We start from the raw sequence: 16,919 nt of genomic DNA, 5'->3' as shown, positions 1-16,919 counted from the left end.
ACACAGGCACAGGTCGGGGTGTTGGGGTCACGGTGAATCTCCTGAAAACAGGTCAAAAAGCTGCGAAGACTCACTGTACGACGTCAGGCCCCAAGACACCAATGGATTGTCTGGATGCCAGACATAGCCAATACCAATGACCGCCACTCTTTTGGCGTATCTCATGATACCCAGCACTCACACAACCACGTGGTAAGCAGGCTTGTTCATGATGCGTACCGCCTGTACCAGGGCATCCACCACGGTGTCTTGCACCGAGCTGCGCCGCCAGGCCAGCGCAATACGGCGCAGGGGGGCAGGCTCTTCAAACGGAATCGACACCACCAGGTCCGATTTGTACAGGTCGGACAAGGCACTTTTGGGCAACACCGACACACCGTAACCGGAGGCCACCATGGCACGGATGGTTTCGATCGAGTGTCCCTGGCGCATCGAGGCATCGGTGTGGCTGATCTCCGGGCACGCGTCGAGCACCTGTTCGCGAAAACAGTTGCCGGCCTTGAGCACCAGCACATCCTCGGCGCCGATCTCCGAGGTGCTGATGTGACTGCGCCCGACCCACGGGTGGTCTCGTGGCACCACCACCTCAAACACCTCGTCATACAAAACCTGGGTGTCCACACCGGGAACATCAAAGGGCAGCGCCACAATGGCCGCATCCACCGTGCCGTACTTGAGGTAGTCGGCCAGCAACGCGGTCATGCTTTCTTCGATGTAGAGCGTCAGACCCGGCGCCACCTGGCGCAAGGCCGGAATCAGATCAGGCAAAAGATACGGCGCAATGGTGTGAATCACACCGAGGCGAAAGCTACCCACCAGCGGGTCCTTGCCCGATTGCGCCACGGACTCGATGCGATCCACTTCCTCCAAGCTGATCCGCGCTTGGGCTACCACCCGCTCCCCCACCTCGGTCAGCGCCACATGGTGTTTGCCGCGCTCGATCAGGGTGACACCCAGCTCGTCTTCCAGACGTTGCAAAGCCACACTCAGGCTGGGTTGGGAGACGCGGCACTGCTCAGCCGCGCGGCTGAAACTGAGTTGGTCGGCAAAAGCCACCAGATAACGCAAGGCAGACAATTTCATGGGTACTTGAAGAGAGGGATATAGGCAAACACTATCGCATGTATAGTCAAAATAATGTTATAAATCATTGACTTACGTCATTAGGCCACACTCTCGCCATGGTTAAAGTGGGCCGGTGCCAGCTATTACAACTTCTATTGATCTGGATCTAATTTCGGGCACAACTCTCAACTTCAAGGACACAAAAATGAAACGACGCATTCTTGCAGCAGCAGTAAGCGCTCTGGGTCTAGCACCGCTCTACGGGGCGGCACAGGAACTGATCCAACCCATCAAACCCCCGGCCCAAATCAACATCGGCATGGTCGAGTTGGGCAAGAAGTTGTATTTTGACCCCCGACTGTCCAAGTCAGGGTTTATCTCCTGCAACTCCTGTCACAACCTGTCGATGGGCGGCACTGACAACATTCCGACGTCGATCGGTGACAAGTGGCAACAAGGCCCGATCAACGCACCCACGGTGCTGAACTCCAGCCTGAACCTGGCCCAGTTCTGGGATGGTCGTGCCGCCGATTTGAAAGCCCAGGCCGGTGGTCCGATCGCCAACCCGGGTGAAATGGGCTTCACCCACACATTGGCCATTGGTGTGCTGGAGTCGATTCCGGCCTATGTGCGCGAGTTCAAACAAGTCTTTGGCAAGGACAAGGTGGATATCGATCAGGTCACTTTGGCGATTGCCGAGTTTGAAAAGACCCTGGTCACCCCCAACTCGCGTTTTGACCAATGGCTGCTGGGCAAGAGTGATGCCCTGAGCCCGCAAGAACTGGCAGGCTACAAGCTGTTCAAAGAAAGTGGCTGCGTGGCCTGCCACAACGGCCCGGCTGTAGGGGGCGCCTCGTTCCAGAAGATGGGTGTGGTGGAGCCTTACAAGTCCACAGGTGGGGCCGAAGGCCGCAGTGCGGTGACCGGCAAAGACGTGGACCGTTTCATGTTCAAGGTGCCGACCCTGCGCAATGTGGAAATGACCTACCCCTACTTCCACGACGGCGCGGTCAACACCCTGCCAGAAGCTGTGGATGTGATGGGCCGCCTGCAACTGGGCAAGAAGTTCACAGCGGATGAAAATGCCAAGGTGGTGGCCTTCCTGAAAACCCTGACCGGTGACCAGCCCAGCTTTGCCTTGCCGATCCTGCCACCGTCCAGCGACAAAACTCCGCGCCCGACACCGTTCTCCAAATAAGACGATCCGTCAGGACACTTTGAAAATAGGGGCTTGAAGCCCCTTTTTTAATGTTTGGCCACCAGCTTGGCGTGGATTTTCTGGGTGGTACGCCACACCACCCACAACACCACCGGCACCAGCGCACCAGCGGCCATTTCGGGGTTGATCGGCAGCCCGGCGGCCTTGAGGGCCTTGCCGCCATACAGCAACAGGCTGATCACGTAATAAGAAATCGCCGCAATCGACAGCCCCTCCACCGTGCTTTGCAAATGCAACTGCATTTCCTGGCCGCGGTTGAGCTTGGCCAGCAACTCGTGGTTCTGCGCCTCCGTGGCAATGTCCACCCGTGTGCGTAACAAATCGCTGGCACGCGCCACCCGCCCCGACAGCGAGGACAAGCGCCGCGCGGTGGCGGCCACCGTGGCCATGGCGGGCGACAGGCGGTGCTGCAGGTACTCACCAATCATCTGGGTGCCCGGAATGGCTTTTTCTCGCAGCTCGGTCAGGCGTTGCCCCACCAACGTGTAATAGGCCTGGCTGGCAGAGAACCGATAGATGTGCTCTGCCGTGGCCCGCTCGACACGGGCCGCCAGCGACACCAAGGTGTCCAGCAACTCCTGGTCAGACGCGGTCTTGTTCTCCAACCGGGCGGTGATCGAGGCCAGCTCGTTCTCGGCTTGGGTCAACATCGGCCCCAAAGCCTTGGCCACCGGCAGGCCACGCAAGGCCATCAGCCGGTAAATCTCCAGCTCCAGCAAACGCCCGGCAATGCGCCCGGCGCGGGTTTGGCTGGTGCCCTCTGGGGCAATCACCAGCATGCGCTCGAACCCGTCTTCCTGCAATTTGAACTGGGTCAAGGCCCAGGAGTGCCCAGCCGGATGCTGGTAACCCCGTGCCTGCGCCGTGGGCCCCGGCGCCGCCGTTGCGTTCAAGGCGTTGCTGCCCATCAAGGACGCCACCACCGTGCGGGCACCCAGCCAGCGCATGGCCTGTGCCATCAGCGCCTGGGCATCGTCCAGCGGCGCATTGAGCATCACCAGCTGGATCGCCGACACGGTACACCCCGGGATCTGCCGCAACCACGGTGCAGGCACGGCCAGGTGCGACATCAGATCCGGCTCCACCGCATCCAGCAAAGCGTGCTGCGGCAAGGCTTGGACGATGGTGTAACGCGAGAACTCGTTGTGGCGCTCCCATTTGAAGGTGCAGTCCGCCAGGCGCAGGCGCAAGAAGTTGTCTTGTAAACACGCCGCTGCCAAACCAGACTGACCCGGCAGCTGGCGCAGATGCTCCCAGGCCATGTCGCGTGTCACACCCTCGTGCAACACCGCCACATCAACCACCAGCGCAGGCAGGCGGATACGGGCCGATGGCCGGGCATGCACCTCGTTGTGCAACACCGCGCGCTGACTGGCGTCAGGCGGCAGGAATCCGGTGGAGGGTGTGTCTGGGTCGTGCATACAAGCTATTTTGCAGGGCTTTTGTCAGTTCGCAGATGACAGACCAGTGCCAAACACCGCAAAAAACCCCGAATGGTGCCGTCCACACCACAACTCACCAGTCGGGTCCACACCCGGCCAGCTGCGCCACCAGGAAATCAATCAGGCGCCTGACCTTGGCCGACAGGTGCTGGCGGGTTGGATACACCGCGTAAATGCCCAACTCCCCGGCACGGTACTGCGGCATCAGCTCCACCAGCGTGCCTGCTGCCAGATCGGGCCCGACCAGGAAAGCCGGTTGCAGGATCACCCCCTGGTGGGCCAGCGCGGCAGCGCGACAAGTGTCGCCACTGTTGGTGCGAATACAGGGCTGGGTGCTGACACGCAGCTCTCCCTGCGGCCCATCAAAAGACCATTCATCCCTGCCCGACCAGTAGCTGTAGGCAATCACCGCATGCTCGGCCAGCTCAGCTGGATGCCCTGGTGTGCCATGGGCCGCCAGGTAGGCTGGGGAAGCACACAACACCAGTCGGGTGCTGCTGAGCTGGCGGCTGACCAGGGTCGAACTCTCCAGCCGGCCAATGCGCACCGCCAAGTCATAACCATCCTCCACCAAGTCCACCACCCGGTCGGACAAGGTGATGTCCAGCCTGAGCTTGGGGTGCTGCGCCTTGAACAGGCCCCACAGCGGCGCCAGATGCAGGACACCAAAGGTCACCGGCACACTCAGGCGCAGCAAGCCGCTGACCAGGTCACTGCGCGAGGTGATTTCAGCCTCGGCCTCCTCCAGCCCGGCCAGCAAAGCCTTGCAGCGGGCGTGAAACACCTGCCCCTCCTCGGTGAGCGACAGGCGCCGCGTGGTGCGATGCAACAGGCGCACACCCAAACGGGTTTCCAGATCCAGCACATAACGCGACACAGCGGCCTTGGACAAATTCAGCGTGTCTGCCGCTTTGACAAAACTGCCCGCATCCACCACCCCCACAAAGGTCTGCATTTCCAGGAAACGGTCCACTATCCCTCCAAGTGAAACAATCTATCTAAATTATCGCTATTTATCTTCTGATTCAAATTCAATAAAGTCCTCCTATGACTGACGCGAGGTCGCGCCAGAACCTTCAGGAAGACACCATGACCACAGCCCCTGTTTTCTTCATTTCACATGGCGCGCCCACCTTTGCCCTCGAGCCCGGCACACTGGGTGCGCGTCTGCAAGCCCATGGCCAGCAGCTCACCGATGTCAAGGCCGTGCTGGTGGTGTCCCCCCACTGGCAGACACGCGATGTGCAGGTCATGACCACGGCCCAGCCAAGCACCGTGCACGACTTTGGTGGTTTTCCGGCCGCGCTCTACAAACTGCAGTACCCCGCCAGCGGCCAACCCGACATTGCCCTGGAGGCGGCCCGCCTTCTGAGTGAAGCCGGTTTTGCCACCAGCACCGACGACCAGCGTGGGCTGGACCATGGCGCCTGGGTGCCATTGATGCATTTGTTGCCGACTGCCAATGTGCCCGTGTTTCAGGTCTCGATGCCCCGCAGCTTGAACGCCGCGCAGGCGCTGCAGTTCGGCCAGGCTCTGGCACCGCTGCGTAACCAGGGCGTTGTGATCCTGGCCTCGGGCAGCATGACCCACAACCTCTACGAGTTCAGCCCCTATGCCACGCAGGCGGAACCCTATGTGCAGGAGTTTGCCAGCTGGGTGCACGCAGCCGTGCTGGCCCAGGACACCAACGCCCTGCGCCACTACCGTGACCTGGCCCCCCACGCCCAGCGCGCCCACCCGACCGAGGAGCACTTCCTGCCCATGCTGGTGGCGTACGCAGCCCGTGGCAACGACCCGGCGCAGCTGATCGACGACAGCATCGAACACGGCGTGTTGTCAATGGCGTCTTATGTGTGGGGAGCACAAGCATGAACACCACCCCCTCCCACACGAGCGAGCTGCAGACCAACACGGCATCCGACCTGTCTTTGCGGCTGGTGCAGCCAGTACCCGCGCAGCCCCAAGGCCTGGTGATCCTGTTACACGGACTGGGCAGCCGGGAGACCGACCTGGTGGAGCTGGCGCAAGGCATGGCGCCGGACACCCTGGTGGTCCTGGTACGCGGCCCGATCACGCTGAGCCCGGGCCAGTTTGCCTGGTTCCGCCTGAGCTTTACGGGCACTGGCCCCGTGATCGACGCCGAAGCGGCCGAACGCAGCCGCCTGGCGCTGATCGAACTGGTGCAGCAGCTGCAGCGCCAATACAGCATCACAGCGGCCCAGACGGTGATCGCCGGCTTCAGCCAGGGCGGCATCCTGAGCGCCAGTGTGGCCCTGAGCCAGCCCGACTTGGTGGCCGGGTTTGGCCTGCTGTCCGGGCGCATCCTGCCCGAGCTGGCGCCGCACCTGGCCAGCCCCGAGCAACTCACACAGCTCCAGGCGTTTGTCAGCCATGGTCAACTCGATCCCACCCTGCCCGTAGCCTGGGCGCACCGGTCAATCGAACTGCTGACCAGCCTGGGTGTACAACACGAACTGCGGCTCTACCCCATCGGCCACGGCATCAGCCCAGCGGTGCATGCCGACTTTCTGGCCTGGCTGGCCAGCATCATGTGAGATCTGCACTGAAAGCCAACCATGTCACACCCTGACTTTGACACCCACCTGAGCCGCCTGTTTGCCGCCGCACGCGCCCAGCCCCCCACCACAGGCCCCCTGGTGCTGCTGCACATTGGCGACGAGCAGTCCGGTGTCGCCGTCGGCCAGAGCGCGGAACCAGCGGCCCGGCTGACGCTGGCCATCGGCGCCGAGTCCACCGCCCGCGAACATTTCCGACACAGCCCACCAAGCCCGCTGGAACTGGAAAACGCCATCATGACCGTCGAAGACGAGGTCACCCGCGCCCTGCCGCTGGTGACAACCGGGGCCACGCTGGTCACCTGCGATGCCAGCATCCGTGAGATCGCCTTGCTGTCTGGTGTGACCGCAGGGGAGCGTATGCAGCTGTCACTGGACGCGATGGAGCGTTGTTTTGATCGGCTGGCGCAGCGCTCACTCGGACGACCAATATCGTCAGACAACTTGCCCACCAGCACCTCCTTTGCCGCCAGCTTGCTGATCCTGCGCGAGTTCATGCACCACCTGCGGTTTGAGACCATCACGGTGCTGCAAACAGACACGCAGGCAACTCAGTAAACATAGCACTCAGCCCTTGTTTTATGAGGGCTAGAGCACAGTTTGACTTATCGTCGCACTTGATCTGGTGACGCCCCAGGCTCGCGGGGTCAGCACCTCACAGCTGGCGCTTCACATGCACCAACAGCCCCTCACACGCGTCCTCCACCAGGTCCAGTACGTGTTCAAAACCGTCCGCACCGCCGTAATACGGGTCGGGCACCACAGATGCTTTGTGCACCTGGCAAAACTCGGTCAGCAGGCGCAGCTTGTGCTGCTGCTCGGGCGGGCAGTCGTCTTGCAGCACGGCCAGGTTGTCCTGGTCCATCACCAGGATCAGGTCAAAGCTCGTGTAGTCCGCAGCGTTGATTTGGCGGGCGCGCAGGCTGGACAGGTCGTAACCGCGCTTGGCTGCTGCCGCCTGGGCGCGGCTATCGGGCGGGCTGCCGGGGTGGTAGTTGTGGGTGCCGGCCGAGTCCACCCGCACCTGCTGACCCAGGCCCTGTTCGGCCACTTTCTGGCGAAACACACCGTCGGCGGTGGGGCTGCGGCAGATGTTGCCCATACACACAAACAAAATTCCGTAAGGCATGCTGGTCTCTCATGATGTCAAGGGCGCCATTGTGCCGCAGTTCACAAGCCTTTTAGGCCTCTAGACCTTTTGCAAAAAGGGGCGAACACTATGATTGGTATAGCGAGCCGACGCTTTGGCAGCCCTTGAGGCGACCAGCAGCAAAAACCGCCCGATACGACGGTCATCAAGGCGCAGCCTGGTCATCGGGTATCGGGACTCAGGCAAAATCGACCCATGATCACTTCTGAAGCCCGGGCTCGCCAGCGGCGCGACCTGCCACCAAGCTTCAGGCCGTGACACCCCGCAGTTTGCGTTGACATGACCACCACCCTCCCCCCTGATCCCACCCTGAGCGCGAGCAGCGCCGAAGCGCTGAACCGCGACTGCTTCTGCCGCACGCTCAACACCCAGCGCCTGCGGGTTCAGCTGGAAGCCGACCCCAGCCTGCGCGGAATCACCGCACAAATCCAGCAGACCCGGCCGCATTTGTTCTCCAGCAGCGTGGTCTTTGTCTCACAACAGGTGCAAGCCCAGATATCGTCAGTGGTGGCTGCTATTGAACGTGTAGCCAAGCTGCCAGGCTACCAGGCCCAGGCGCTGACCCGTGCCAACCCGATTGCCCAGCATGTCTGGGGCCCGCAGAGTGTGTGTATGGGGTATGACTTTCACCTGAGCCAACGCGGGCCACAGCTGATCGAGGTCAACACCAACGCTGGTGGCCTGCTGCTCAGCGCCGCGCTGGCGCGCGCGCAAGAGGCCTGCTGCACCGAGCTGGACCCGGCCTTTGTCACCTGCGCCGGGGATGCCAACCTCAAGGCCGAGCTGTTCGAGATGTTTGCCACCGAGTGGCGCTTGCAGCGCGGCGCGTTGCCCTGGCGCACCGTGCTGATTGTCGACAGCGCACCGCAAGCGCAGTACCTCGCACCCGAATTCGAGTTATTTCGCCAACTGTTTGCCCAGCAGGGGCTGCAGGCTATGGTGGCCGACCCGAGTGAACTGTTGTGGCAAGGTGGCCAGCTGCTGTACCAGGGCACGGTGGTAGATCTGGTCTACAACCGCCTGACCGACTTCTACCTCGAAGACCCGGCCCACCAGGCGCTGCGCTTGGCCTATGAAGCCGGTGCGGTGGTGCTGACACCCCACCCCAACACCCATGCCCTGCTGGCCAACAAACGCAACCTGATTGCCTTGAGCCAAGACAGCCTGCTGGCCGCCTGGGGCGTCAACGCGGCCGACCGCAAGCTGCTGGCCACCAGCGTGCCCAGCACCCGGCTGTTGACGCCCGAGCGTGCCGACGAACTCTGGGCGCAGCGGCGCCAACTGTTTTTTAAACCCGTGGCGGGTTACGGCGCCAAGGCCGCTTACCGGGGTGACAAACTCACACGCCGCGTCTGGGCCGAGATTCTGGCGGGCGACTTTGTGGCGCAGGCGCTGGTGCCACCGTCAGAGCGGCAAATCGAGGTTGACGGTGAACCCACCGACCTCAAATTTGACATCCGCGCTTATGCCTATGCCGGCCAGGTTCAACTGCTGGCCGCCCGCATGTACAGCGGGCAAACCACCAACTTTCGCACCCCCGGCGGCGGCTTCGCCCCGGTCATTGTGGTGCCCGATTCGGAGAGCAACTGATGTGCGGTATTTGTGGTGAACTGCGTTTTGATGGCCGCGCGCCCGACATGACCGCCATCGGTCGTATGTCGGACCAGCTGGCACGCCGTGGTCCGGACAACGCGGGCACTTACAGCAATGGCCCACTGGCCTTTGGCCACCGCCGCCTGTCGATCATCGACCTGTCCAGCCACGCCAACCAGCCGATGGTGGACAGCGCACTGGAGCTGGCGCTGGTGTTCAACGGCACCATCTACAACTACCGCGAACTACGCACCGAGCTGCAGGCCCTGGGCTACCAGTTCTTCAGCGAAGGTGACAGCGAGGTCATCCTCAAGAGTTACCACGCCTGGGGTGACCAGTGCGTGACACGTTTCAAGGGCATGTTTGCCTTTGGCCTGTGGGACCAACGCAAGGGCGAGCTGTTTTTGGCGCGTGACCGTTTTGGCATCAAGCCGCTGTACCTGGCACAGGATGGTGAGCGCCTGCGTTTTGCCTCCAGCCTGCCCGCGCTTCTGGCCGGTGGTGGAGTCGACACCACACTGGACACGGTGGCCTTACACCACCACTTCACCCTGCACACCGTGGTGCCCGCACCGCGCACCGTGCTCAAGGGGGTGCGCAAACTGCCCCCGGCCACCACGATGTTGATCAACCCGGACGGCAGCCAGAGCCAGCAGGTTTACTGGACGCTGGACGCCACCCGCCCAAAGCAAGAGGTGTCCGAGGACCAATGGCTGGCCGCCACCCGCGATGCATTGGCCAAGAGTGTGGATAGGCGCCTACTGGCCGCTGACGTGCCGGTGGGCGTGCTGCTGTCGGGCGGGCTCGATTCCAGCCTGCTGGTGGGCCTGGTGGCCGACCATGTCGAGGACTTGCGCACCTTCTCGATTGGTTTTGAGGACATGGGCAACGGGACTGAGAAGGCCGACGAGTTTGAGTTCTCGGACCAGGTGGCAGCTCACTTCAAGACCCGGCACAAGCAGTACAGCATTCCCAACAGCGAGGTGCTCACCCGCCTGCCAGAGGCGGTAGAACAGATGACCGAACCAATGGCCAGCTACGATGTGATCGCGTTTTACCTGCTCAGTGAAAAGGTCTCGAAAGACGTCAAGGTGGTGATGTCGGGCCAGGGTGCTGACGAGGTGTTTGGCGGCTACTTCTGGTACCCGCAGATGGATGCAGCACAGGGCACACCGTTGGAGCGCTTCAGCCAGCATTATTTTGACCGCGACCACGCGGAGTACCTGCAGATGATCACACCCGCCTTCCAGGTGGGGGATGTGACCTCCGAGCTGGTGGCGGCTGAGCTGACCAAACCCGACGCCGATGCGTTTCTGGACGAGGTCTGGCGCTTTGATGCCACCACCCTGCTGGTGGACGACCCGGTCAAACGTGTGGACAACATGCCGATGGCCTGGGGCCTGGAGGTGCGCACACCGTTTCTGGACCACGAGCTGGTGGAACTGGCCGCCAGCATGCCGCCCGCACTCAAACTCAAAGAAGGTGGCAAATACCCGCTCAAGGCGATTGCACGCGGGCTGATCCCTGACAGCGTGATCGACCGGCCCAAAGGCTACTTTCCGGTGCCCGCGCTGCGTTATGTGCGTGGTGCGTTTCTGGACAAGATGCGCGAAATTTTGCTGTCTGAGGCCTGCCTCAAACGCGGCCTGTACCAGCGTGACTATGTCGAGAAACTGCTGGCCGAGCCCGAAGGCCCCGATGCTTTCACACGCATCAACGGCAGCAAGTTATGGCATCTGGCGCTGTTGGAATGGTGGCTGCAAGTGCATGTGGACCCGCTGGTGAGCTGACGCAAAAAGCCGCCCGGCAAGGAATGTTGCCACTTAGAATCCGACCCAGGTCAAGTTTTTTCCTAGCTCAAAAAGGAACAAGCCGCGAGCGCCACCGGATTTAATAATTAGGGCAAAAACGTGACATCTTGCCGAATTTTGAAGATTTTCTGCCATGAGCAAGCCGATCGGCACTCCCGCTGACCGCGAAGCAGGCTGGGCCTTGCTGGTGTACGCCATGGCGGCGCTGGTGGCAGGTTTGGGCTTGGTGCTGATGCTGCTGCAAGCCCGCACAGCCAGTGCCAGACTGGACTTTCTGGCGCCGGTGACGTTGCTGGTGATGGGCCTGACCACCGGTCTGCTGGTGTTCATCAGCCGGGCCAACCGTCGCCAGATTGCCCAGCTCAATGCCATGGGTGAAGAGCTCGCCGACTACGCCGCCCTGCTGGAACAAAACACCGATCTGCTGGAGCGCGCCCAGAACGTCGCCAACATGGGCAGCTGGACCAGCGACATTCCGGCAGACGACATCACACCCTCGCCCCAGGGCTGCAAGATTCTGGGCCTGCCTGCGGGCAGCCACATCCGTTTTGAGGATTACCTCGGCCTGGTGCACGAAGAGGACCGCGCCGACGTCAAAAGCGCCTGGAAAGACGCCCTCAAACAAGGGACGTTTGATGGGGAACACCGCATCCTGGTCAACGGTCAGCAACACTGGGTGCGCCACAAAGGTGAACTTGAGTACGAGCCGGGTGGCCAGGCGGTCAGTGCGCTGGGCATTGTGCAGGACATCACCGAACAGAAACACATGCGCATTGCGCTGAAAAACAGCGAGGCGCGTTACCGCACCTTGATCGAATGGACGCCAGATGCGGTTCTGGTGCACCGGCATACCCAGATCATGTATGCCAACCCGGCGGCGCTCAAGCTGTTTGGTGCGCCCGATTTGTACAGTCTGCTGCGCAAACACACCACCGATCTGATCCACCCGGTTGACCTGGACAGCCAGCGCACGCGCATGTTGCGCCTGGGCGGTGATGAAGCCCCCTCCAGCCCAGCCGAGGCACGTTGTATCAAACTGGACGGCTCACCGATTGATGTCGAGGTGCGCGGCACGGCCATCGAGTTTGATGGTGAACCGGCGGTGCATGTCTCAATCCGCGACATCACCCAGCGCAAACTGCTGGAGCACGAAATCCGCCAGCTGGCCTTTTACGACACCCTCACGCAGTTGCCCAACCGGCGCCTGCTCGACGACCGGCTCAGCCAGGCGATCAACGCCAACCGGCGCAGTGGTGGTTTTGGTGCGCTGATGTTCCTGGACTTGGACAACTTCAAACCCCTCAACGACACCTATGGCCACGGCGTGGGTGACTTGCTGCTCAAGGAAGCGGCCCTGCGCCTCAAAGCCTGCGTGCGCGAGATGGACACGGTGGCCCGTTTTGGCGGTGACGAGTTTGTGGTGCTGCTGACCGAGCTCGACACCGACTGGCAGAAATCACGCCAGTTCGCCGAAACCGTGGCGCTCAAAATCAAGACCGCCATGGCCAAGCCCTACTCGTTGCCACTGCAGGACACCAGCAACCCGGCGCTGCGGGTGGAGCACCGCTGCACGGCCAGCATTGGGGTGATGGTGTTCAGCAGCGCCAGCAGCCGCGCCAGCGCCCAGGACCTCACCAAATGGGCCGATGCCGCCATGTACCAGGCCAAGAACGAGGGGCGCAACCGCATCTGCTTCTCGGAACACTCGGCCACCGAGCTTGTCGACCACTACTTTTTCAATAGCTACAAGCCTAGTTAAGAAAAGGGCTAGAGACATATTTTCCGTAGAAAACCGGTGGACTGAGCCAGCCGCGCCTAGCCTACTTGTAGATTTTCTTGAGTAGCGCCAACAAGGTTTTGCGTTCTTGTGGGCTGAGTTTGGCGGTGACATCGCGCTCCAGTTCGGCCGCTGTTTTTTCAGCGCGACGCACGGTTTGTTCACCCAGCTCGGTCAGATGCAGCCCCATGGCGCGGCCATCGTTGGGGTGCGGCAGGCGTTTGATCAGATCGCGTTGTTCCAGGGCATTGACCATGCTGACCAGGTTGGGGGCCTGAATGCCCAGGGTGTTGCACAGCTGTTTGGAGGTGATGCCCGGGTTGTGGGTGATCAGCGACAGCACCGAGAAGTCCACCGTGCGCAACTCATACACCGCCATGCGTTCCATGAATTCAGCAATGATGACCAGTGCGGCCCGGCGCGCGTTGTAGCCCACCAGGGTTTCCAGGTAGCGGGTGTTGACCTTGTCAACAAAAGGAATCGGGTCTTCGTCGTCCATCATCAGACTGCAGCAACTCAAAACCTTTGAGCATAACCAACTAGGCCAGCCGGGCCTTGATGATGCTCAGCCGCATGGCAAATTCGGGCAGGATCCAGTGCTGCAGCGCCGCTGCGGGGTTCAGCCAGCGCGTGGCATCGGCCGCATCAGCGTCGCCTGGCCGTGCCTGCCGGATACGCAACCAGGCCCACTGCAGCAGTGTCAAGGCCAGCGCGCGCAGGTAGTCATCAGCCACCCAGTAGGCCAATGCCGGGTCTGCCGCACTGGCCGCCACCAGCTGCTGCGTCAGCGCTGTCAGTGTTTTGACCTGCCAGCTCAATGAATACAAGGTTTGATCGCTCTCATTTTCAAGATCAACCAATGACGCCAGCAAAGCCGTCAAGCCGGCCCCGCCATCGGCCAGCACCTTGCGCACCAGCAGATCAATCGCCTGAATCTCGTTGGTGCCCTCGTAGATCATGCTGACACGCGAATCACGCACGATTTGCTCAATGCCCCACTCACGCACATAACCATGGCCGCCAAACACCTGCAGGCATTCGCTGCTGCCCTTGAAGGCCTGCTCGGTCCAGGCCGCCTTGAGCACCGGGGTCACCAAGCTGCACCAGCGTTCGGCTGCGGCGCGGCGCTGTGCATCGGGGTGGTGTTTGACCATGTCCAACTCCAGCGCGGTGGTGTAGGCCAGCACGCGGCCACCGTCTATCCAGGCGCGCTGGGTGTCCAAAATGCGCCGCATGGCCGGGTGTTCCATGATCAGATCCGCTTGTGCTGCGGATGTGCGACGACCCGGTGCTCGCATCTGGCGGCGCTCCTGGGCGTAGGCTGCCGCTTTCTGCCAGGCGGCATCCAGCAAACCGATGCCTTGCAGCGCCACATGCAGGCGGGCCGCGTTCATCATGACAAACATGGCGTTCAGACCGCGCCCTGGCACACCCACAATCCAGCCGGTGGCAGCCTCAAAGCGCAAAACACAGGTGGCGCTGCCGTGTAGGCCCATTTTTTCTTCAATCCGCTCGCAGTGGACAGCACTGCGCATGCCGTCTGGCAAAAATTTCGGCACCAGAAACAGCGACAAACCCTTCGGGCCGGGTGGTGCATCAGGCAGACGTGCCAGCACCAGATGGACGATGTTCTCGCTCAGATCGTGTTCACCCCCTGAGATAAAAATCTTGGTGCCACGCAACTGGTAGCTGCCATCAGGCTGGGGCACGGCCCGGGTGCTCACCAGCCCCAGGTCACTGCCCGCCTGAGGTTCGGTCAGGCACATGGTGGCCAGCCATTCGCCACTGGCGACTTTCCCCAGGTACAGCGCTTTGAGTTTCTCACTGGCGTGGTGTTTGATGCACTCGTAGGCCCCGTGTAACAGGCCGGGCGCCATGGTCCAACCGTGGTTGGCGGCGCTCAGCATCTCGTACAACACGGCTTGCAGCACGGTGGGCAAACCCTGACCGCCATCCTCTGGCGCACAGGCCAGGGCCGGCCAGCCAGCTTGCCAGAAGGCCGTATAAGCCTCCTTGAAACCAGCGGGTGTGCTGACTCGCCCGGCTTCAAAGCGGCAACCGTGTTCATCGCCACTGCGGCTCAAGGGTGCCACCACCTCGGCCACGAACTTGCCGGCCTCCTCCATCACCTGGTGCATCAGATCGGCATCCACCTCGGAGAAAGCAGCCAGTGCCTGTAATTGCGCAGGCGCTTGCAGCACCTCATCCAAAACAAAATGGATATCGGACAGAGGTGGCTGGTAGTGCATGTTCTGGTGATCCTGGCTTAAAACGTGTGGTTGACACCGAGCATCACACCGGTCTGGGAGCCACCCAGGGCCGGGTTGCTACCCGCAGCACCCCCACTGACGGACACATTGACCAGACTCTCGTTGTCGACCTTGCCCAACTGTGCGTACAAGGTGGTGCGTTTGGACAGCTTGTAGAGGGTTCGTACCGCAATCAGTGAGGAGTCATAGTTGCTGACGTCTCTGTAGCTGAGCTTGGCATAGGTGCCATCCAGGGTCAGGGCTGGTGTCAGTGGGTAAGAGGCCCCCACGTACCAGAGGTCACTCTTGGGCCGGATGGTCGTGCCGTCATTGGTGCGACGGATCACACCACCGGCGAGCTTCAGGTCGGAGAACTTCACATAACCATTGAGCAACAAGCGGGCGTCTGATTTGCCACTGCTGGTCAGGCCAGCGGGCAACAGGGTATCGCTGACGCTGGCAGGTGTGCGACCCTTGAGCGTGTCGTAGCCCACCGCCGCACCCCAGCTGGCGGTGTCGTACTTGACCATGGCTGACCACTCCCGGCAGGCCTGCGCATCGGTGGCGCTTTCGCCAGCGCAGTTGGTACCCGCCGGTGACGGACCGGCATTGACTGTGTCACGCCCCAAGCTGTAGGTGGCGCCCAGGGTCACATCGCCGAATTTGCCTTTGTAGGCGATGGAGTTGTCGATGCGGGAGTTGGGGATGTAGTTGTCCAGCGAACCCAGCCCATAAACGGATGGCCCCACAATGTCCGAGTCCAGCAGCGTCCAGAACAGCATGGTCCATTGGCGCCCCAGTGTCACCGCACCCCAGTCACCACTGAACCCCACCGTCGACTGGCGCCCGAACAGGCGCCCGCCTTGGCCCGATGCGCCGGTGTCCGGGGCCAAACCCATCTCCATCGTGAAGATGGCGCTCAGACCACCACCCAGATCCTCTTTGCCACGAAAACCCAAGCGTGAGGGCAGCATGCCGGTGTTGGACGGCATGCGGTTCAAGGTGCCCACCCCGTTGACCTTGCTGACCGATTCGATACCGACATCCATCATGCCGTAGATGGTGACGCTTTGTGCCTGAACGGCACCCGCAACAACCAGTCCGGTGAGGCTGAGCAAACTTGCAATCTTCTTCATGCGTGTCTCCTAATTCATAGTGGTGGGATTGGCCAAACACAGTCTCTGAATGTTTGTTGTGGTGAGCAACAGGGTCTTTCAGCCGACCCGTGTCATTCGTTGCATGTGTTGTTTTTGCCTCTGCTGAAATCGGTGTGGGGCTAAGCAGCCGCTGTGTATTTTTTGCGCGCCGCACCCAGGTAGGTGTCGATCACGCGTGAATCGGTGGCCAGGTCTTTGGCGGGGCCGCTCAGGGCAATCTCGCCCATCTCGAGCACATAGGCAAAGTCCGCCGTCTCCAGGGCGGCTCGGGCGTTTTGCTCTACCAGCAGCGTGGTGACCCCGGTCTGGCGCAAGGTATCAATGGTGCGAAAAATCTCTTTGACCACCAGCGGGGCCAAGCCCAGGCTGGGCTCATCGAGCATCAACAGGCTTGGGCGCGACATCAGGGCCCGGCCCACCGCCAACATTTGACGTTCCCCCCCCGACAAGGTGCCAGCGGCCTGTTGGCAGCGTTCTTTCAAGCGTGGAAACAGCTGGTACACCACCTCCATCTGGTCCCGCCACTTGGGGTTGTTGAGGCGCACCTGGCGAAACGCACCGAGCACCAGGTTGTCCTCGACCGACATGCTGCCAAACAACTCGCGTTTCTCTGGCACCAGGGCCATACCCAGCATCACGCGCTCTTCCAGCGACAGCCCATGGATAGGCTGGCCGTTAAAAACCAGAGAACCTTGGGCAGGCAAGACGCCCATCAAGGCATTCAAAAACGTGGACTTGCCCGCACCGTTGGGGCCAATCACGGTGATCACACTGCCCTGGGGCGCTTGCAGGTTGATGCCGTGCAACACCTCGGCGCGGCCATAACCGGCGCGCAGGCCTGTAACAGTTAAAACAGGTGGGTTCATGGTGTGGCTTTCAA

At 61.5% G+C, this 16,919-nt stretch carries 15 protein-coding genes; 7 read left to right on the top strand and 8 right to left on the bottom strand.

The window, feature by feature from the left end; all coding sequences use genetic code 11:
- Positions 1 to 177: 177 nt before the first annotated feature.
- A complete protein-coding gene (locus KKO72_RS05040; protein ID WP_078366140.1) occupies positions 178 to 1,083 on the bottom strand; it encodes a hydrogen peroxide-inducible genes activator in 906 nt (301 codons plus the stop codon).
- Positions 1,084 to 1,270: 187 nt separating this feature from the next.
- Here KKO72_RS05040 and KKO72_RS05035 point away from each other — a divergent pair, with 187 nt between their 5' ends.
- Complete coding sequence (locus KKO72_RS05035) at positions 1,271 to 2,263, top strand: cytochrome-c peroxidase (RefSeq protein WP_214936055.1); 993 nt, start codon at positions 1,271 to 1,273, stop codon at positions 2,261 to 2,263.
- 47 nt (positions 2,264 to 2,310) lie between these two features.
- Here KKO72_RS05035 and KKO72_RS05030 read toward each other — a convergent pair whose 3' ends face one another.
- Together KKO72_RS05030 and KKO72_RS05025 are read right to left on the bottom strand one after the other, a co-directional pair.
- Entirely contained in the window at positions 2,311 to 3,705 is a 1,395-nt protein-coding gene (locus KKO72_RS05030; protein WP_214936053.1) for a DUF3422 family protein, read from the bottom strand.
- Between the two features lie 94 nt (positions 3,706 to 3,799).
- Positions 3,800 to 4,699 (bottom strand): LysR family transcriptional regulator, encoded by a 900-nt coding sequence (locus KKO72_RS05025; protein WP_214936051.1) that lies wholly within the window; start codon positions 4,697 to 4,699, stop codon positions 3,800 to 3,802.
- A gap of 116 nt (positions 4,700 to 4,815) precedes the next feature.
- On the opposite strand from KKO72_RS05025, the gene KKO72_RS05020 reads away from it, so the two are divergent.
- Genes KKO72_RS05020 through KKO72_RS05010 form a run of 3 tightly spaced genes read left to right on the top strand, consistent with a single transcriptional unit; the run spans position 4,816 to position 6,860 of the window.
- Positions 4,816 to 5,598, top strand: coding sequence for a class III extradiol ring-cleavage dioxygenase (locus tag KKO72_RS05020; protein WP_214936049.1), 783 nt, complete (start codon positions 4,816 to 4,818; stop codon positions 5,596 to 5,598).
- The gene (locus KKO72_RS05015) at positions 5,595 to 6,281 is read left to right on the top strand and encodes an alpha/beta hydrolase (RefSeq protein ID WP_214936048.1); all 687 of its coding nucleotides are present in this window, start codon (positions 5,595 to 5,597) and stop codon (positions 6,279 to 6,281) included. Before KKO72_RS05020 ends, KKO72_RS05015 begins: the two co-directional genes overlap by 4 nt.
- A gap of 21 nt (positions 6,282 to 6,302) precedes the next feature.
- A complete protein-coding gene (locus KKO72_RS05010; RefSeq protein WP_251140455.1) occupies positions 6,303 to 6,860 on the top strand; it encodes a hypothetical protein in 558 nt (185 codons plus the stop codon).
- A gap of 97 nt (positions 6,861 to 6,957) precedes the next feature.
- Here the strand turns inward: KKO72_RS05010 and KKO72_RS05005 are convergent, their stop codons facing one another.
- Positions 6,958 to 7,431, bottom strand: coding sequence for a low molecular weight protein-tyrosine-phosphatase (locus KKO72_RS05005; protein WP_214936046.1), 474 nt, complete (start codon positions 7,429 to 7,431; stop codon positions 6,958 to 6,960).
- A gap of 300 nt (positions 7,432 to 7,731) precedes the next feature.
- Here KKO72_RS05005 and KKO72_RS05000 point away from each other — a divergent pair, with 300 nt between their 5' ends.
- The 3 genes from KKO72_RS05000 to KKO72_RS04990 all read left to right on the top strand — a co-directional run bounded on the left by KKO72_RS05000 (position 7,732) and on the right by KKO72_RS04990 (position 12,615).
- Entirely contained in the window at positions 7,732 to 9,042 is a 1,311-nt protein-coding gene (locus KKO72_RS05000) for a hypothetical protein (RefSeq protein ID WP_214936043.1), read from the top strand.
- Complete coding sequence (locus KKO72_RS04995; RefSeq protein ID WP_214936041.1) at positions 9,042 to 10,835, top strand: N-acetylglutaminylglutamine amidotransferase; 1,794 nt, start codon at positions 9,042 to 9,044, stop codon at positions 10,833 to 10,835. Before KKO72_RS05000 ends, KKO72_RS04995 begins: the two co-directional genes overlap by 1 nt.
- A gap of 154 nt (positions 10,836 to 10,989) precedes the next feature.
- A complete protein-coding gene (locus tag KKO72_RS04990; RefSeq protein WP_214936039.1) occupies positions 10,990 to 12,615 on the top strand; it encodes a diguanylate cyclase domain-containing protein in 1,626 nt (541 codons plus the stop codon).
- Positions 12,616 to 12,676: 61 nt separating this feature from the next.
- Here KKO72_RS04990 and KKO72_RS04985 read toward each other — a convergent pair whose 3' ends face one another.
- The 4 genes from KKO72_RS04985 to KKO72_RS04970 all read right to left on the bottom strand — a co-directional run bounded on the left by KKO72_RS04985 (position 12,677) and on the right by KKO72_RS04970 (position 16,905).
- Positions 12,677 to 13,132 carry a MarR family winged helix-turn-helix transcriptional regulator gene (locus tag KKO72_RS04985; RefSeq protein ID WP_214936234.1) on the bottom strand — a complete coding sequence of 152 codons (456 nt, stop codon included), beginning with the start codon at positions 13,130 to 13,132 and terminating at the stop codon, positions 12,677 to 12,679.
- Positions 13,133 to 13,172: 40 nt separating this feature from the next.
- Positions 13,173 to 14,882, bottom strand: coding sequence for an acyl-CoA dehydrogenase family protein (locus KKO72_RS04980; RefSeq protein WP_214936037.1), 1,710 nt, complete (start codon positions 14,880 to 14,882; stop codon positions 13,173 to 13,175).
- A 17-nt stretch (positions 14,883 to 14,899) separates the two neighbouring features.
- Positions 14,900 to 16,018 (bottom strand): porin, encoded by a 1,119-nt coding sequence (locus tag KKO72_RS04975; RefSeq protein WP_214936035.1) that lies wholly within the window; start codon positions 16,016 to 16,018, stop codon positions 14,900 to 14,902.
- A 140-nt stretch (positions 16,019 to 16,158) separates the two neighbouring features.
- Complete coding sequence (locus KKO72_RS04970; protein ID WP_214936033.1) at positions 16,159 to 16,905, bottom strand: ABC transporter ATP-binding protein; 747 nt, start codon at positions 16,903 to 16,905, stop codon at positions 16,159 to 16,161.
- Positions 16,906 to 16,919: the final 14 nt, after the last annotated feature.

The sequence above is a fragment of the Rhodoferax sp. U11-2br genome, assembly GCF_018619435.1.
GTDB lineage: Bacteria > Pseudomonadota > Gammaproteobacteria > Burkholderiales > Burkholderiaceae_C > Rhodoferax.
This window is presented reverse-complemented; position numbering and strand designations above follow the sequence as displayed.

Excerpts from the sequence above, each read along its gene's own strand:
- KKO72_RS05040 (WP_078366140.1), bottom strand. The coding sequence starts at position 1,083 with ATGAAATTGTCTGCCTTGCGTTATCTGGTGGCTTTTGCCGACCAACTC.
- KKO72_RS05035 (WP_214936055.1), top strand. The coding sequence starts at position 1,271 with ATGAAACGACGCATTCTTGCAGCAGCAGTAAGCGCTCTGGGTCTAGCA.
- KKO72_RS05030 (WP_214936053.1), bottom strand. The coding sequence starts at position 3,705 with ATGCACGACCCAGACACACCCTCCACCGGATTCCTGCCGCCTGACGCC.
- KKO72_RS05020 (WP_214936049.1), top strand. The coding sequence starts at position 4,816 with ATGACCACAGCCCCTGTTTTCTTCATTTCACATGGCGCGCCCACCTTT.
- KKO72_RS05015 (WP_214936048.1), top strand. The coding sequence starts at position 5,595 with ATGAACACCACCCCCTCCCACACGAGCGAGCTGCAGACCAACACGGCA.
- KKO72_RS05010 (WP_251140455.1), top strand. The coding sequence starts at position 6,303 with ATGTCACACCCTGACTTTGACACCCACCTGAGCCGCCTGTTTGCCGCC.
- KKO72_RS05005 (WP_214936046.1), bottom strand. The coding sequence starts at position 7,431 with ATGCCTTACGGAATTTTGTTTGTGTGTATGGGCAACATCTGCCGCAGC.
- KKO72_RS05000 (WP_214936043.1), top strand. The coding sequence starts at position 7,732 with ATGACCACCACCCTCCCCCCTGATCCCACCCTGAGCGCGAGCAGCGCC.
- KKO72_RS04995 (WP_214936041.1), top strand. The coding sequence starts at position 9,042 with ATGTGCGGTATTTGTGGTGAACTGCGTTTTGATGGCCGCGCGCCCGAC.
- KKO72_RS04990 (WP_214936039.1), top strand. The coding sequence starts at position 10,990 with ATGAGCAAGCCGATCGGCACTCCCGCTGACCGCGAAGCAGGCTGGGCC.
- KKO72_RS04985 (WP_214936234.1), bottom strand. The coding sequence starts at position 13,132 with ATGGACGACGAAGACCCGATTCCTTTTGTTGACAAGGTCAACACCCGC.
- KKO72_RS04980 (WP_214936037.1), bottom strand. The coding sequence starts at position 14,882 with ATGCACTACCAGCCACCTCTGTCCGATATCCATTTTGTTTTGGATGAG.
- KKO72_RS04975 (WP_214936035.1), bottom strand. The coding sequence starts at position 16,018 with ATGAAGAAGATTGCAAGTTTGCTCAGCCTCACCGGACTGGTTGTTGCG.
- KKO72_RS04970 (WP_214936033.1), bottom strand. The coding sequence starts at position 16,905 with ATGAACCCACCTGTTTTAACTGTTACAGGCCTGCGCGCCGGTTATGGC.